This is a genomic window from Moraxella sp. K1664 (assembly GCF_039693965.1).
Classification (GTDB): domain Bacteria; phylum Pseudomonadota; class Gammaproteobacteria; order Pseudomonadales; family Moraxellaceae; genus Moraxella.
Map to the genome: position 1 here is coordinate 318,325 of NZ_CP155576.1, position 16,354 is coordinate 334,678.

Consider the following 16,354-nt stretch of genomic DNA (forward strand, 5'->3'; position numbering starts at 1 on the left):
TCCATTTAAAGTTACTTTGGTAAATTGTGGGTTATTGATTATAACCCATTTTGAGCCAATTCAATATTCATCACCACTTCGGCTTTGTCTTTAAAAGTGATACGAATTGGATTAGTCTCTGGCTCTAAATCTTTTAATTGCTTATAGGTTGTTTTATTGATGTCCAATGTTTTGGAAATTACACAAACATCATCATACTCTTCAAAACATTTATCAGGATTTTGTACATCAAAAAACTTAATACTATAATGTTCTCCTTTATAATTACTAAATCTGAGTTTATAGTCATTGGTTACCATTGTTTGACTGTTCTCAAACACGCCGTGATAAGCTCTTTTATAAAAACCAACACCATATGAAATGACTGTATAACCAATAAAGAAAAAAGCAAAAATAACCCTTAATCCATTTATTGACTCTCTTTTATTTTTGAAATTTTCATTATTTTCCATATCTATTTTCACATATTTATACATAATAAACACTATAAAATTAAAAGAAAAGGGTAAAATAATATTGTTTAATATTGCAATATATCCTTCAGAAATATTTAAAGTATTTACAATAAAAAAATATCCAAACATTAAAATAAAACACACACCTAGCAAAATATCAAATTTTGATAGTTTTTTAAAAAATTCTCTGTCTGTGTTATTTTCGCTCATTTTATTTCTCTAACAATAATCTATCACGCACCACCATTAACGCAAATCCCAATAAATTTAAGCCTTGCCAATTTAAGGGGTTATGGCTTTTTTGTTTTGCTGTTTTAGGGTAGCAAAGGTTTTGGAAATTCGGGTCATAGGTTTACTCACAAATAATAAATAAGTTGTTAAATTTAGTTTAACACAGTAAAGTAAAATTTGGTTGATAATGATTAAAATGGCTATTTTACAATCTCAATGCCCACCAATAAAGCACTTTCTATACTGACAAAAAATCCCACATAAAAAGCAATTGGCAAATACAGAAATATTATCAATAAACTCATAAAAATCGCAGATGATTTATTCATCATCTTAGCAAATGATTGATATAGATAAATCAGCATAATGCCAAGAGCTATCAATAATCCTGCCGTCATCAATAACGCTAAGACATCAAGCCATATCGTCTCTTTGCCATAATATATCGCCACCAATCCCATGATATAGCTTAGGGTAAATACCCACCATAAAGGGGCAGATATGGCAATCATCATCAATGGCAAACGCATTGGCTTGATTGTCATGATTGAACCTGCAATTTCATCAATATCCTTGCCTTTGGTTTAAAGGTTAATTGCAATGGATTGTCTTTATTTGATGAATTTAAATGTTGTAAATCATCATAAGTCTTGCCGTTAATTCTTAATTTATAAGCATAACGGCATTTTTGGTATTTAGGATTACAAGAATCAGGGTTGTTTTTATCATCAAAAACCAAATAATAAATCTTTTCGCCACGATAAAGTTCATAATAAAAACGATAACTATCGCTTATCACGGTTTGATGATTTTCAAAAAGTGGATAATAAATATCATCCGTCAAATCAGCAAACAACATCAAAAATATTACAGGACACGCCAATACCGCCAATAAATCTTTAAAATCTTCCCATAATGTCTCATTGCCTTTTTTAAGCTGTGTCAATGAAAAATAAGCCCCAGCTGGCAATAGAATAAGCATTATCAGACTGGTTGACATTCTGGATAAAACACCCCAATAGCCTTCTTGCACGCCCACATATGACCCGCCAAGCATGGCATACATTCCAAGTCCAAAGAATGCAAAAAATAAAATGGTCAAAATCTTTGGGACGGGTTTATTTTCTTCGGTCATGGTTGTGGTGTTTGGGTTTATTTTTAAAGTTTAAAGCAAGGTATCCCTTACCACCATTAACGCAAATCCCAATAAATTTAAGCCTTGCCAGTTATTGGGATTATGAATTTTTTCATTATCTTTGGCAAGTCCCACACCCCATATCTTATCCACGGGACTGGCTTCTACCAAGATACGATTACCTGTATTTAATAAAAAATCTTTTAATGCAGGATTTTGACTAAATTTAGCAATATTGCCTTGCACCACAATATCAAAGCGGTGTTCATTCCAAATTTTTTCATCAAAATGACTGACTTGCCTACCCAAATCTTTGGCTTGTTTGGGGTGTTTGGACGTTATGATTTTATGAAAGGTGTCTATATCGCCAAACAATTTTGCCTTTTGAGCCATCATATAATGCTCTGCCGTTAGATAGGTGATATTATCCAGTGAAAAAGGAGCGTCATACCACTGACTAAAACAGGCATTGTCAATTTGTCCATTTGCCTTTGGGGCATGCCCCCAAAAGTAAAGATATTTTAATTTAGCGTTGGCTTGGTATTGATTGATAAGCCAGTTTAAATCATAATGTTTCATATTGCTTAATCCAATTCTATCTCAAACCCAATTTTCTTTGCCAATTTTTTACCATTTTTATCAAAGGTTAGCCATTTGGCATCATCAAAATTTTGGGTTTGATAAGCAATGACACCGTCCGCAAAATCGCCACCGTTTTTTAAAAAGTATAGCCCAATTTCAAATAAAGATTTATCAAAAATTACATTTGGTTTTTGGGTTAATCTTTCAAGAAATTCCACAATCTCTGTGCGTGGGATTTTAATCTTTTTTCGCAAAACCCAATCAATTTCACAAAAAGTCATGATAGGCAAAACACAGGTAATTTGATTATTATCCAAATATTGATTGGCAATGGCGTTTTGGCGTGCGTCATCATTTAATAGATAACGCACCAAGACATTCGTATCCACTATAACAGTTTTAATCATTTAAGCCCCGCATGGCTCGCCCATATGCCCCTTCTACAATTCCTTCTTCAATTTCTTCATCAGAAAGGCGGTGTGTTACATAATGGGCAAACATTCCGCTTAGACTGTCGTTTTCTACTACTTTATTAACAGGCTCTTTTGGCATACTTTCAATAATTTTGACATCATTTTTTGAAAAATTATTTAATACTCTCAAAAAATTTTCCAAAACATTGTCATTAACTTCTATGGTATAAGTTCTCATCATATCTCCTAAATCTCAATCCCGTCAATACTCATCACTGTATGCAAATCCTTATCGCCACGCCCTGACAGGTTGATGATGATAGATTTGTCCTTGCCGAGTGTTTTGGCAAGTTTTAGTCCATAGGCGACTGCGTGCGAGCTTTCTAGGGCAGGGATAATGCCTTCGGTTTTGGTCAAAATACGAAAGGCTTCTAAGGCTTCATCGTCATTGATGACAGGGTAATTGACACGCCCAGCATCCTTTAAAAAGCTATGCTCGGGCCCCACACCAGGGTAGTCAAGCCCTGCCGATATGCTGTGCGTGTGCAAAATCTGACCGTCATCGTCCGCCATAAGGTAGGTGCGATTGCCGTGTAGCACGCCCACACGCCCTGCATTTAGGGGAGCGGAATGCTCGCCTGTGTCTATGCCGTGTCCGCCTGCTTCCACGCCATAAATCGCCACGTCATTGTCATTTAAAAACTCATAAAACAACCCCATGGCATTAGATCCACCGCCCACGCAAGCGACCAGTGCGTCAGGATTTTTGCCTTCTTTTTCAAGGTGTTGCATTTTGGCTTCACGCCCAATAATCGCCTGAAAATCACGCACCAGTACAGGATAAGGGTGCGGGCCTGCCACCGTGCCGATGACATAATAGGTGCTGTCCACGTTCGTTACCCAGTCTCGCATGGCTTCGTTCATCGCATCTTTTAGCGTGCGTGAGCCTGACGTTACCGCCACGACTTTCGCCCCCAAAAGTCGCATTCTATACACATTCATTTTTTGGCGTTCTACATCGTCCGCCCCCATATAGACCACGCATTCTAAGCTTAAGCGGGCAGCGATTGTTGCCGTTGCCACGCCATGCTGACCTGCCCCTGTCTCGGCGATGATACGTTTTTTGCCGACCATTTTGGCAAGTAGGGCTTGTCCGATTGTGTTATTGACTTTGTGAGCCCCTGTGTGGTTTAGGTCTTCTCGTTTTAGGTAGATTTTGGCTCCGCCTGTCTCGTCTGTTAAGCGTTTGGCAAAATAAAGCGGTGTGGGGCGACCGACATAATTGACCAAATCATCATGAAACTCCGCCCAAAATTCAGGGTTATTTTTGACGGATAAATAAATGCGTTCTAGCTCTTCTAACGCACTCATCAAGGTTTCGGACACAAAACGTCCGCCATGAATGCCAAAATGACCTGTGGCGTTGGGGTATTGGGTAAAGTCTGTCATAAGTTTTTGCCTTTTAAATTAAATTTTTACCAAATCACATCAATAGGAAATGCGTTTATTTCATCATCACAGCTAATTAAAATCAACTGTTCAATTTAAGCTTGAGCAACCAACATTCTATCAAATGGGTCTGCATGATTTAATGCGTATTCGCCTGATAATTTGGCGTGTCGCCAATTTACCGATAAAGGTTTAAAATCAGCGTTAATCATTAAAGTTTCAAAATTTTCTAATAAACTTCCTGCAAAACTAGGTTTTCCGTTCGCCCTTGTATCAACCCAACACCAAACCTAGATTATCTGCTAGAATGTTGTTGGGTTATACAAGCAAAGAGAACACGGGTTCGCCCTTAGTGTCTTAACACTGGTGCTCAGATGGTGTCCTTTGCTTGTCATCTTAACTCTGAATGGTATCTAAGTGCGTTTATTAAAACAGACACTGCATAAACAAGGCAAGAGACAGATGATACACTATATTGGCATAGACATCAGCAAAGCAAAGTTTGATGTTGCATTTATAAACCCAAGCACAAATAAAGTAAAAACCAAGGTTTTTAACAACAACAAAGCAGGCTTTGATTTACTGCTTGCTTGGTTAAAAACCAATGTCAGCAATCATCTTGATGAGCTACACATCATCCTAGAAGCAACAGGGGTTTATCATGAACACCTAAGTGAGTTTCTTGATGATAATAATATCAAGCAAAGCATTGTCAATCCTAACTATGTCCGCAAATTTGCAGACAGTTTGGGGGTAATCCATAAAACTGATAAAAAAGACAGCATTATTTTATCAAGGTATGGTTATAGCCACAAGCCTGAGGTTTGGGTAGCACCTAGCATTGAAGCCAAACAGCTAAAAGCTCTATTGGCTCGCTTAGAAGCACTCAAAGAAGATTTGCAACGAGAGCAAAACCGACAAGAGTTGCTCTTATCACCCAATCTGCCCGATTTGGTTAAAGCATCCATGCAAACAGTCATCAGTGTCCTTCAAGAGGAAATTGCCAAACTCACCAAAGACATTGATGACTTTGTTGACAAACAACCAAGTTTAAAGCAAGACAAAACCTTACTTGAAACCATTGACGGTATTGGTTCTGTTATTGCCAAAGAAGTGGTATGCTTAATACATACCAAACAATTTAAAAAAGCCTCACAGATGGCTTCGTTTTTAGGCTTAATACCCAAACAAAGACAGTCAGGTGTCTTTAAGGGAGCAACCAAACTGTCCAAACAAGGGCAAGTCTCTTTGCGTGCTAAGCTGTATATGTCTGCAATGAGTGCCATTCGTTATAATAGCACCATTAAGGCATTTTATGAACGATTACAACAAAACGGTAAAACCAAAATGCAAGCCTTATGTGCTTGTATGCGTAAATTGGTACATATCTGTTTTGGTGTTATCAAAACCCAAACATCCTTTGAGCAACAAGTATCTTTAAGTTAGTTTGTAAGATACTAGATACCAGATACTTAAAAAACCATTGACTTAGGTGGGGTATCATGGTATCTGAGCTATGCCTGCGGGTGGCGGAAAACCGTTATGGTTCGACAAGCTCACCACGAACGGTTTTCCTTAATTCAGGGTTTTGCAGGAAGTCTAATATTTTTTGAGCTTTGCCTAATTTGCCTTTTCGGTGTTTGGTCGCCATTTCCCAAACACTTGCCGAACTGACATAAATTTGATTATCATCATTGGTTAAAATATCAATGGCTGTTTTGGATAATTTTTCAGGTTCGGTATAATACCACAGTAAAATATGGGTATCTAACAAATATCGCTTTACCATTTTTCCAATTCGTCCTTATCCAAAGGCTCATAAAAAGCAGGGTCAGCTTTATAATCAGATAATCTACCTAATTGTTGTTGGCGTTTGCTGATTTTTGCTTTTGGCTGTTCATGGATTGAAAATGGCTCGTCCAAAAATACCACCATAACTTGACTGGGTTTATCAAATGGCGGTAATTCATTTAATGAAATTTTACCGCCTTGATAAGTGCCACTAATTGTATAATGCATAATTTTTCCTATAAATCCTTCACCACCGTCAATCCTGCAAAGGTCTGGGCGGTTGGCATGACTTCCAAGCGGTTGATGTTAATATGTTTGGGCTGATTGATAAGCCATAATACCATATTACTGATGTCTTCGGGGCGGATAAATTCCACATTTTCATAAACCTTGCCCGCTTTCTCATCATCGCCATGAAAACGCACGTTACTAAACTCTGTACCACCGCACAAACCCGGTTCAATGTTGGTAACTCGCACTTTTTTGCCAATCAAATCGGCTCGCAAATTTAGGCTAAACTGCGTAACAAATGCCTTAGTCGCCCCATAGACATTCGCCCCAAAATAGGGATAATTACCTGCCGTTGATGAGATATTGATGACATAGCCGTCATTTTTGGCAACCATAAATGGCAAAATCTCGTGCGTGATATTAACAAGCCCAAGCGTGTTGGTATTTATCATCGTTTGCCAATCGTTAATAGCCGTTTTATCAGCACTTTCTAACCCCAATGCCAATCCTGCATTATTGATAAGCACATCAATATTTGTCAAAATATCATTCGGCAGGGTTTGCAAAGCCGTTTTTGTGGCGGATATGTCGCCAATATCAAAGCATAGCGGAATAAAATTATCGCCAAGCTCGTTTTTTAACTCATCAAGTTTGTTTTGACGGCGACCTGTGCCAATGACGGTAAAGCCGTTTTTAATGCAATCAATGGCAATTTGTTTGCCAAAACCTGATGTTACGCCTGTGATTAAAATGTTCATGGGTTTTTCCTTGTGGATTAAATAAATGGATTGATAACTGTTATGGGAAAATTCGCAAAATCTTTTTCATTGCGAGTTACCAATATCATATCATGATGTTTGGCAATACTGGCAATCCAAGTGTCATTTTCCGCTCTGGGATTTGGGACATGAAAATTGGCACAAATCAAGCTAACATCATGGTCAATACTCAAAATCCTATCATGAAAATAAGGCATGACAAAATTATCAAACCAATCTTTTAAATGCTTACCTTGTATTGGGTCTTTCCTTGCTTTTAAAAGTACACCACGATATAATTCCATGATAACAATATCGCAAGTAAATAATTGATGTTTTGGCTTGTCTTTTATCCAATTCATCACACCAATATTGATTTTACCTGATTGTATTTTTTTAAGTTCTGAAATGACATTATTGTCCAATAAATACATCAGTCAAGCTCCACCCAACGGTTCTTACTGGCAATTGGCTCAACATCATCTATTTCAATATCCGCAACATCGACACCGTCATACATCATCGCCCATTCATATAGTGTCATGTTATCATCTGGTTCTTTTTTACCTTGAATGGCGTGGGCAATGATTTTACCATTATCAGCAAAATCAATTTGTCTGCCTTGAATCATGGCTTGTTGGACGATTGTGGGTAATGTGCTAATTTCTATAATCATAGCTTTCCTTTTGGTAAAACTTGCAAATCATATAAAATCCGAGCCTTATCTTTATAAGTAATGACCAATGTGTCATTGGATTTTATCTTTAACTTATCATAAGTGCTTTTATTGATTCTTACAATTTTAACATCATCTACGCCTTTTTTGTCGTCAAAACGCAGATAGTATTCATATCTCCCACGATTCTCTCTTTTTGTTAGGTCATATATGTCCGTTGTGGCAGTTTGTTTATGTTCAAATAATATATAATACCCGTTATCCGAAGCATAATACAATGTCATTAAAAACATAACAGGCAAAGATAATGCCATGAAAAGATTTGAGAAAAATCCCCACCAATCATCATAATGTTTTGGTTTTATCTTTTTAATGGCAACAAAGCCAAAAATGCCAAATATCAAAAGACTCACAAACAGCATATTAAGCGTTGTGATTACCGCCCAAGTCCCTTCGTGTAAATCAAACCCACCGTCAAAAAAATAGAAAAAATAGCGACGCCATTACACAATAGACAATAAGAATGGCAAGTGCCAAGGGACAGCTTATTTTCATGGAGCTTTATCATGTATGGTTAGTTGATATAAAATCTCTGCCTTTTCTTGATAAGTTAGGGTTAATGTGGCGTTGTCTTTTATTTTTAACGTATGATATGTTTTTGGGTTGATTTTAACACATTTTTTATCATCAAAATACAGATAATAATCATAAACACCTGCTCGTTTTTGTTGTTCAAAACGTTTTAGGTAATATTCATTGGTTGTTGTGGTTGCCTTTTTCTCAAAAATGGCATAATACAAAGGCTTAACGACAAATTGACCCATAAATAACGTGCCAAAAAATACCGCCAAAGCAATAATCACAAACCTGATATCAAGACTTACGCCTTTGTTTTTTGCTTGTATATAAGTATAAATAACGCTTGCATTGCCTGCAACACACATCGCAATGATAAATGTACAACCAATCATCGTCTCGGCAACGGCAAAATACCCTTCATTCCAATCAAAAAATGGGCGAATAACAAAATAAGCACCGCCCAATAACAGACCAAAAAATCCCAAATACAGCCCCGATGATATTTGACCTGTTTGGTTGTCCGTGTCTTTTGTCATTGATGTTTCACGCTTTGTAAAAATTGCCCCATTTTCTCCCCACATTTTACGCCCTTTTGTTTTTCAATACCACCGCTGACATCAAGCCCATATAGGCGATGAGCAAGCTCATTTTGGACGATACTGGCGACATTATCGGGGGTCAGTCCGCCTGCTAGGATAATGGGCAGGGGTGAGTTTGTGGGGATTTTTGCCCAGTCAAAGGCTTGCCCTGTACCGCCAAATTTGTCAGGGTGATAAGCGTCCAGTAGCACGCCACTTGCCCCATATGCCTTTAACTCATTGATTTGGCTTAATAAACTCTCTGCCGTATCGCTCTCTTGCACACGGATTGCCTTGTACCAGCGTTTTTTGGCAATATTAGCAAGCCTTTGGCAATCCTGCACCGTCTCATCGCCATGAAACTGCACGACATCAAACGGCACGGTATCTGTTAGGCGAATAAATTCATCGTCCGTCATATTAACCACCAGTGCCACCACGCTCACAAAGGGCGGTAAGCTCGCCACCAACGTGCGTGCCGTGTCAAAATCCACAAATCTCGGGCTTGGCGGATAAAACACCAGTCCCACCGCATTCACGCCAAGAGCGGTAGCGGTCTGCAAATCGTCCGTGCGAGTAAATCCGCAGAATTTGACGGCTAATTGTTTGGGGGTTTGTTGTGTCATGTCATCACAGGGTCATCAAAGGCATTTATCATGCTTTAAGGTATCATTAATCGGTAGAGATGTCCATAATTTACTAACAAAATCTCCATTATTTTTATAAAAAATTTAAAAAATCATGAATAATATCAATGATTTATTTTTATTTATAAAAAATACTGATAAAATATTAACCTTAGATGATAATTATCCATGAATACAGGGGGCAAAATGCCTTGTTTTTTTTATAAAACCTGTTATTATTGTTATCACTTATGAGTTAATGAGTTTTTTTGATAAAACAACTGATAAGCACCAACCCTTTATTTCATCAGTTTTTACCATAGGAATATGCCATGACTATCCAATCCGCCATTGCCAAAGTCGAGCAAAACTACGCTCATCAGCCAGAATTTATCCAAGCTGTCAAAGAAGTCGCCATGACCATTGAAAAAGTCTATGCCGACAACCCAAAATACGAAGCCCTACAAGTATTTGAACGCCTGTGCGAGCCTGACCGCATCATCAGCTTTCGTGTCAACTGGGAAAACGACAAAGGCGAAGTACAGGTAAACCGTGGCTGGCGTGTTCAATTTAGCAACGCCATTGGCCCATACAAAGGCGGTATCCGCTTTCACCCAACCGTAACCGAAGGCACATTAAAATTCTTAGGCTTTGAGCAGATTTTCAAAAACGCCTTGACAGGCTTGCCTATGGGCGGTGCTAAGGGTGGTTCTGACTTTGACCCCAAAGGTAAATCAGAAGCCGAAATCCGCCGTTTTTGCTATGCGTTCATGCGTGAATTGCACAAAAACATCGGCAAAGACATGGACGTACCTGCTGGCGACATCGGCGTGGGCGGTCGTGAAGTGAACTATATGTTTGCCATGTACAAAAACCTAACTCGTGAATTTGAGGGCGTATTAACTGGCAAAGGCGTGGGGCATGGCGGTTCGCTAATCCGTACCGAAGCGACAGGCTATGGCTTGGTGTATTTCCTTGACAATATGCTAAAAGCCAAAAACGACAGCCTAGAAGGCAAAACTGTCCTAGTATCAGGTGCAGGTAACGTGGCTCAATACGCCGCCGAAAAATGTCTACATTTGGGCGGAAAAGTCATCACCTTCTCCGACTCAAAAGGCACGTTGGTGGACAAAGACGGCTTTACCCAAGAGAAAATTGACTGGGTCAAAAACCACAAAGCAAATGGTAAAGCGTTGGCGGATTATGTGAGTGAATTTGGCGGTGAGTGGCTCGCAGGACAACGTCCTTGGCAGTTTGATGCAGACATTGCCCTACCATGTGCCACTCAAAACGAGGTCAGCGAAGATGATGCAAAAGCTTTGGTTGAACATGGTGTAAAATATGTTGCCGAAGGAGCGAACATGCCACTGACCGCCCTAGCCATTGATGTGGTGCGTGAACATGGCATTGCCTACGCCCCTGGTAAAGCTGCCAATGCTGGTGGGGTTGCGGTATCTGGCTTAGAGATGAGTCAAAACTCGGTGCGTAAATACAAATCTTTTGAGGATTTGGACTTAGAATTACAAAAAATCATGAAAAACATTCATGAAAATGCCAAAACCGCTGGCGAAAAATACGGCACAACCGAAGGTGCTATTGACTATATGACAGGAGCAAATGTAGCAGGATTCATGCAGGTTGCCAATGCTCTTGTGGCGTATGGTTATCTATAATCATGTGTTAATCACAGCTTTATCAAGCAGCGCCAACAGACGCCCTAAGAATCATCTCGGGGCGTTTTCATCGTTTAAGACCCAAATCATCTTTATCCATCAGTACCAATAAGGCGTTGCACCGCTGTTTGTAAAAGCCAACACCGATTTGGATGGTTTTATCGCACCGAGAGATTTTAAGGGATGTGTCATAAATTTTACCCCCAATGGGATAAATTTTTGATATGATATGAATTTTTAGCAAAGACAGCAGAGAAATACATGAACTTAACCCAATTTTTAGCCGATTTACACTTTGACGACAACCAAATCAAAACCGACCCCGATAGCCTAGACAACTGGGGCAAGGACTGGACCAAATATTTTAGCCCTGCCCCATCTGCCATCATTTTTCCCAAAACAACCGAACAGGTTGCCCACATCGTCCGCCTTGCCAATACACACAATGTCTGCCTTGTGCCTAGTGGTGGACGCACAGGTTTATCAGCAGGGGCGGTGGCAAGTGCAGGCGAGGTGGTGGTAAGTTTTGATAAAATGAATGCCATTGGCACGTTTTATGAAGCTGACCAAATGGTGGAGGTGGAGGCTGGTGTTATTACCAAAGCCTTGCAAGAATTTGCCAACGCCAAAAACCTATACTATGCGGTGGATTTTGCCTCATCGGGGTCAAGCCAAATTGGGGGCAATATTGGCACGAACGCTGGCGGTATCAAGGTAATCCGCTATGGCATGACCCGTAACCAAATCCTAGGCTTGACGGTAGTAACGGGCAAGGGCGATATTTTGGAGCTCAATGGCGGTATGCTAAAAAATGCCACAGGCTATGATTTTCGTCATCTGTTCATCGGAGCAGAAGGTACGCTTGGCTTTGTAACCAAAGCCTTGATTAAACTTGAAAAACAACCTGTAAACTTAACCGCTATGGTACTTGGCGTGCCTGATTTTGGCTCGGTGGTAAAACTGCTTGATAAGTTTGGTAAGGCGTTAAATTTGACTGCGTTTGAATTTTTTGACAGCGTGGCAATTGACAAGGTATTGACCGCAGGACACGCCAAAGCCCCCTTTGAGATCCGTACGCCTTTTTATGTGCTTTTGGAATTTGAAGCGGTATCCGATGACGTGCTAGACACCGCCATGAATGTGTTTGAAAGTTGCACCGAAGACGGCTTGATAGAAGACGGCGTGATGAGCCAAAGCGTGGGGCAACTGCACGAGCTTTGGAAATTGCGTGAGAGCATTTCTGAGACGATTTCGGTGTTTACCCCTTATAAAAATGACGTATCGGTGCTGATTACGCACTTGGGCGATTTTATCAATGATATTGAGCAAATTGTCAAGGACAACTACCCTGATTTTGAGATTTGCTGGTTTGGGCATATTGGCGATGGCAATTTGCACCTAAATATCCTAAAACCTGACAACTTGACCAAAGACGACTTTTTTGCAAAATGCCAAACGGTCAATAAATACGTCTTTGAAACCGTCAAAAAATACAAAGGCTCAATATCTGCCGAACATGGCGTAGGCATGACCAAAAAACCCTATTTGGATTACACCCGCTCGCCCATTGAGATTGAATACATGAAAGCGGTAAAAGCGGTGTTTGACCCCAATGGGATTATGAACCGTGGTAAGGTGTTTGATATTTAGAACTTTTTAAATTTAAAAACCTATTTTAGAATTATCAAGATAAGTTTTATTTATAAATTATGAAAAAACTTCGCAAAACTTTATTTTCCGCCTTGACTTACCTTGTGATGTTTATCATCATCTACACGGCGGTCAATCTGTGGCGGTCGCCTGTCATGCCAGACGGCCCCAAACTTATCTATCAAAACAGCTCAAAACAAGTGGTGGATGTCGTGGCACAAAGCCATGATACCCCTGTACTCATCTACTTTTGGGGGTCATGGTGTGGGGTGTGTCGCACAACCGGCCCCAACGTCCAAACCCTGCACGCCAATGGTCATGACGTGCTAAGTGTGGCGGTATCATCAGGTAATGATGATGAACTGCTTGCGTATATGAACAAACATGGCTATGATTTTTATACCCTAAATGACCAACAAGGAGCGATATTTCATGAATGGGGCGGACAAGTAACGCCATCTTTTGTGATACTAGATGATGGTAAAGTTGCCCAAAGTTTTACAGGCATCGCACCGCTTTGGTTGTTAAGATTGCGGATGTGGTGGGCAGGATTATAAGGTGTACTTAGCTTTCTTAGCTTTGATGACATTTTACAAATCTTGATAAAAAATTGAGGATTTAGCCATTTTCATGGCAAATCCCAAAAACTCGCCATTACGCCCCGTCCATATTGATTAACTCTGCATGGTGTTGCCTTTGTTCTTGCCTGCCCCAAGCACCCAATTTAGTAGCATTGCCATAAAAGTCGCCGTACCGATACCCCCCAAATCAAATGAGCCAATCACCAAACCAAAATTACCCGTTCCCAAAATTACACTGACCGCACCCACCATCAGGTTTTTGTTATCGCTAAAATCCACTTTATTATCAATCCAAATCTTTGCCCCTGCAATGGTAATCAAACCAAATACAACAATGGACGCACCTGTCAAAACAGGCGTGGGAATGGTCTGGATTAATGCTCCAAATTTTGGTGACAACCCCAAACAAATGGCAAATACCCCTGCTACCACAAACACGAGCGTAGAGTATACCCGAGTAATCGCCATAACCCCAATGTTTTCACCATAAGTTGTCATACCAGTACCGCCCACGCCTGCCGAGAGTGCTGTTGCCACGCCATCGGCGACGAATGCCCTGCCAAGCTCGGGGGTCAAATTCTCGCCTGTCATCGCCCCCACCGCCTTGATGTGCCCCAAATTTTCTGCCACAAGGATAAACGCCACAGGCGCAATGATGAGCATGGCATTCATCTCAAAGATGGGGGCATAAAAATTTGGCACACCAAACCAACTTGCCTGCCCAATCACCCCAAAGTCAATCGGCTTACCAAATCCCATACCATTGGCGACAATGGCATAAATAACATAAGCCAACATCAACCCCAAAAGAAGCAATAAACGTTTGACAAACCCCCTAGCAAAGACCGCAATGCCACTCATACAAAGCACAGTGATAAGCGTCATGGCAAGTTCAAAAGGTTTGCCTGCCACAGATGACACCGTAACAGGGGCAAGGTTTAGCCCGATAATCATAACCACCGCTCCTGTAACCACAGGAGGCATGAGTTTTTCAATCCAGCGTGTCCCTGTTGCCATGACGATAAAACCAATCAAAGCATAAACCACACCGCAAGCGATGATGCCACCTAATGCCACGCCCAAATTAGGGTTTGTTCCACTGCCTGTGGCGTGGGCAGTTGCTGCTGCCACAACCCCAATAAAAGCAAAGGACGAGCCCAAATAGCTTGGCACTCGCCCACCTGTCATGATAAAAAATAAAATGGTACAAATCCCGCTCATCATAATGGCAAGATTGGCATCAAAGCCCATTAAAATAGGGGCAAGCACCGTCGCCCCAAACATGGCAAGGACATGCTGAATGCCAAGCATGGCGGTCTGAACAGGGGGTAGGTATTCATTTGTTGCAACAGCACTTGTGGCGATGTCGCCTTTGTAGGGGGTAAATTTGGGAAATAATGACATGGCTGACCTTATTGTTTTAAATCATTTTAAATTGTTTTAAATTGTCTTAATTTAAATAACCCCTTTCAATATGACGATTGAAGATGGGGTTTGGATTTTATGAGACGCAACCAGCTAAGAGCAGGTACACTCTATTCATGCAAAAACACGTGTTTTTTTAAAATATTTAACATGTAAATTGCGTCATAACAGGCAGTTACGTTTTGGTGTTATCATGATTTTGTTATTTTTTTTGGATGAGTAAATCCGTCTCAGACAGACGCCATCGTCCCTTTTTTTTGCTTACCGAACGACCTTTTAGAGCAGCATTCCCCAAAAGTTTGTGCATAGAATGACTAGAATGGGCATGACAAATGGCACATGCCAACCCATCGGCTGCATCTGCCTGCGGTACAACATCAAGGGCAAGCAAGCGACACACCATGGCCGTTACTTGTTCTTTGTCCGCCGCCCCATAACCACAGACCGCCTGTTTGATTTGGCGAGCGGTATATTCTGAGACGGTCAAACCCTGTGCACTCAAAGAGGCAATCGCCGCCCCACGAGCCTGCCCAAGCTTTAAAGCACTGTCAGGATTTGTCGCCATAAACACCTGTTCAATGGCGGAATGTATCGGTTCATCGTAATATTTTTGATAATGCTGGACAATCCTTGTGATGCCATCAAAAATCTGACCAATACGCACAGGCATGTCCATACTGTCAGTACGTATTGTTCCTGCATCCATGAATGTCAAGCCATCACCCACTGAACGCACGATGCCGTAACCTGTCATGCGAGAGCCGGGGTCTATGCCAATGATAAGTGTCATATTAATGTGGTTTGCCCAGATAAATGTTAAAAATTGTTACCTTTGCCATCAAAAAGTTGGCGTTGGTGTAAATATTTGGTATTATAAACCATTTTTTGCCAAATTTCTAAATTTATGAACTGATAAGGAAAATATATGGGCGTTATTGTGGGCATTGCTTTGGTGTGGTTCATCATTGAGATGTTGATTTGGTATCTGCTGGCTCAGTTTATGAGTGGTTGGCTTATTTTTTTGTGGTTTGTTGTGGCGTTTTTTATCGGTCTGACGCTCATCAAAAAAGCCGCCAGTACTCTAAACCCCATGGCCAAGCAGATGAAAAGTGGCGTTATCCCCAACCCTGCCAATCAACCGCCAGAGTCTGCCATCACCAAATCGGTTGCGATGGGCATTGCAGGAATTTTATTTGTTCTGCCGGGCATCTTAACCGACATTGGGGCGTTTTTGCTCTTATTACCTGCCATTCAAAAAATGCTGACAGCCAAAGCCAAAAACTACGCCATGAACAACCAAGACAAAATGATGGCAATGATGGCAAAACAGATGGGGGGTCAAAATCCCTTTGGTGGCATGGGGGGTGTGAACCCCAATAACCCATTTGGGCAGAAAAACCCCTTTGGTACTGGCGGTTTTGGGGGTAATTATGGCAACTCTGGCACTACCATTGACGGACAAGCCAAAACAGTTAAAAAATCAGCCAATGATGACTAAGCTAAAATCACAAACAATCGCTC

22 protein-coding genes are annotated in these 16,354 nt (G+C 40.6%); 5 read left to right on the forward strand and 17 right to left on the reverse strand.

Translation table 11 applies throughout. From position 1 onward, the window contains the following. Positions 1-38: 38 nt before the first annotated feature. The 7 genes from AAHK14_RS01690 to trpB all read right to left on the reverse strand — a co-directional run bounded on the left by AAHK14_RS01690 (position 39) and on the right by trpB (position 4,265). Positions 39-665: a hypothetical protein gene (locus AAHK14_RS01690; protein WP_065255670.1), complete on the reverse strand. Its 627-nt coding sequence runs from the start codon at positions 663-665 to the stop codon at positions 39-41. Positions 666-886: 221 nt separating this feature from the next. Continuing rightward, positions 887-1,231: a hypothetical protein gene (locus tag AAHK14_RS01695; protein WP_065255671.1), complete on the reverse strand. Its 345-nt coding sequence runs from the start codon at positions 1,229-1,231 to the stop codon at positions 887-889. Then, positions 1,228-1,821, reverse strand: coding sequence for a hypothetical protein (locus AAHK14_RS01700; protein ID WP_065255672.1), 594 nt, complete (start codon positions 1,819-1,821; stop codon positions 1,228-1,230). Before AAHK14_RS01700 ends, AAHK14_RS01695 begins: the two co-directional genes overlap by 4 nt. Positions 1,822-1,851: 30 nt before the next feature. Further along, positions 1,852-2,400: an NADAR family protein gene (locus AAHK14_RS01705; RefSeq protein ID WP_065255673.1), complete on the reverse strand. Its 549-nt coding sequence runs from the start codon at positions 2,398-2,400 to the stop codon at positions 1,852-1,854. Between the two features lie 5 nt (positions 2,401-2,405). Next, entirely contained in the window at positions 2,406-2,810 is a 405-nt protein-coding gene (locus AAHK14_RS01710) for a type II toxin-antitoxin system VapC family toxin (protein ID WP_065255674.1), read from the reverse strand. Next, positions 2,803-3,054: a hypothetical protein gene (locus tag AAHK14_RS01715; RefSeq protein WP_065255675.1), complete on the reverse strand. Its 252-nt coding sequence runs from the start codon at positions 3,052-3,054 to the stop codon at positions 2,803-2,805. Before AAHK14_RS01715 ends, AAHK14_RS01710 begins: the two co-directional genes overlap by 8 nt. An 8-nt stretch (positions 3,055-3,062) precedes the next feature. Further along, positions 3,063-4,265, reverse strand: a complete 1,203-nt coding sequence (gene trpB, locus AAHK14_RS01720; RefSeq protein ID WP_065255676.1) for a tryptophan synthase subunit beta — start codon at positions 4,263-4,265, stop codon at positions 3,063-3,065. 417 nt (positions 4,266-4,682) lie between these two features. On the opposite strand from trpB, the gene AAHK14_RS01725 reads away from it, so the two are divergent. Then, the gene (locus AAHK14_RS01725) at positions 4,683-5,711 is read left to right on the forward strand and encodes an IS110 family transposase (RefSeq protein ID WP_083108321.1); all 1,029 of its coding nucleotides are present in this window, start codon (positions 4,683-4,685) and stop codon (positions 5,709-5,711) included. Positions 5,712-5,805: 94 nt separating this feature from the next. Here AAHK14_RS01725 and AAHK14_RS01730 read toward each other — a convergent pair whose 3' ends face one another. From AAHK14_RS01730 to AAHK14_RS01765, 8 genes are all read right to left on the reverse strand, one after another. Next, positions 5,806-6,039 carry a type II toxin-antitoxin system VapC family toxin gene (locus tag AAHK14_RS01730; RefSeq protein WP_281133733.1) on the reverse strand — a complete coding sequence of 78 codons (234 nt, stop codon included), beginning with the start codon at positions 6,037-6,039 and terminating at the stop codon, positions 5,806-5,808. Between the two features lie 8 nt (positions 6,040-6,047). Beyond that, on the reverse strand, positions 6,048-6,284 hold the full coding sequence (locus AAHK14_RS01735) for a hypothetical protein (protein ID WP_065256924.1): 237 nt from the start codon (positions 6,282-6,284) through the stop codon (positions 6,048-6,050). Between the two features lie 8 nt (positions 6,285-6,292). Then, a complete protein-coding gene (locus AAHK14_RS01740; RefSeq protein WP_065256925.1) occupies positions 6,293-7,045 on the reverse strand; it encodes an SDR family NAD(P)-dependent oxidoreductase in 753 nt (250 codons plus the stop codon). A gap of 17 nt (positions 7,046-7,062) precedes the next feature. Then, positions 7,063-7,479: a type II toxin-antitoxin system VapC family toxin gene (locus AAHK14_RS01745; protein WP_065256926.1), complete on the reverse strand. Its 417-nt coding sequence runs from the start codon at positions 7,477-7,479 to the stop codon at positions 7,063-7,065. Next, positions 7,479-7,721 (reverse strand): hypothetical protein, encoded by a 243-nt coding sequence (locus AAHK14_RS01750; RefSeq protein ID WP_065256927.1) that lies wholly within the window; start codon positions 7,719-7,721, stop codon positions 7,479-7,481. Before AAHK14_RS01750 ends, AAHK14_RS01745 begins: the two co-directional genes overlap by 1 nt. Next, complete coding sequence (locus AAHK14_RS01755; RefSeq protein ID WP_065256928.1) at positions 7,718-8,143, reverse strand: hypothetical protein; 426 nt, start codon at positions 8,141-8,143, stop codon at positions 7,718-7,720. Before AAHK14_RS01755 ends, AAHK14_RS01750 begins: the two co-directional genes overlap by 4 nt. A gap of 129 nt (positions 8,144-8,272) precedes the next feature. Continuing rightward, positions 8,273-8,836, reverse strand: coding sequence for a hypothetical protein (locus AAHK14_RS01760; protein ID WP_065256929.1), 564 nt, complete (start codon positions 8,834-8,836; stop codon positions 8,273-8,275). Continuing rightward, complete coding sequence (locus AAHK14_RS01765) at positions 8,833-9,504, reverse strand: phosphoribosylanthranilate isomerase (protein ID WP_065256930.1); 672 nt, start codon at positions 9,502-9,504, stop codon at positions 8,833-8,835. Before AAHK14_RS01765 ends, AAHK14_RS01760 begins: the two co-directional genes overlap by 4 nt. Positions 9,505-9,836: 332 nt before the next feature. On the opposite strand from AAHK14_RS01765, the gene gdhA reads away from it, so the two are divergent. The 3 genes from gdhA (at position 9,837) to AAHK14_RS01780 (ending at position 13,384) form a co-directional block, all read left to right on the forward strand. Next, positions 9,837-11,177: an NADP-specific glutamate dehydrogenase gene (gene gdhA, locus AAHK14_RS01770; RefSeq protein ID WP_065256931.1), complete on the forward strand. Its 1,341-nt coding sequence runs from the start codon at positions 9,837-9,839 to the stop codon at positions 11,175-11,177. 261 nt (positions 11,178-11,438) lie between these two features. Beyond that, on the forward strand, positions 11,439-12,827 hold the full coding sequence (locus AAHK14_RS01775; protein WP_194092741.1) for an FAD-binding oxidoreductase: 1,389 nt from the start codon (positions 11,439-11,441) through the stop codon (positions 12,825-12,827). 59 nt (positions 12,828-12,886) lie between these two features. Continuing rightward, positions 12,887-13,384 (forward strand): protein disulfide oxidoreductase, encoded by a 498-nt coding sequence (locus AAHK14_RS01780; RefSeq protein WP_065256933.1) that lies wholly within the window; start codon positions 12,887-12,889, stop codon positions 13,382-13,384. A gap of 117 nt (positions 13,385-13,501) precedes the next feature. On the opposite strand, the gene AAHK14_RS01785 is transcribed toward AAHK14_RS01780, so the two are convergent. Together AAHK14_RS01785 and ruvC are read right to left on the reverse strand one after the other, a co-directional pair. After that, a complete protein-coding gene (locus AAHK14_RS01785; RefSeq protein ID WP_065256934.1) occupies positions 13,502-14,812 on the reverse strand; it encodes a solute carrier family 23 protein in 1,311 nt (436 codons plus the stop codon). A gap of 223 nt (positions 14,813-15,035) precedes the next feature. Beyond that, on the reverse strand, positions 15,036-15,623 hold the full coding sequence (gene ruvC, locus AAHK14_RS01790; protein ID WP_062498284.1) for a crossover junction endodeoxyribonuclease RuvC: 588 nt from the start codon (positions 15,621-15,623) through the stop codon (positions 15,036-15,038). 135 nt (positions 15,624-15,758) lie between these two features. Between ruvC and AAHK14_RS01795 the strand changes: the two genes are divergently transcribed. Then, positions 15,759-16,331: an FxsA family protein gene (locus tag AAHK14_RS01795; protein ID WP_065256935.1), complete on the forward strand. Its 573-nt coding sequence runs from the start codon at positions 15,759-15,761 to the stop codon at positions 16,329-16,331. Positions 16,332-16,354: the final 23 nt, after the last annotated feature.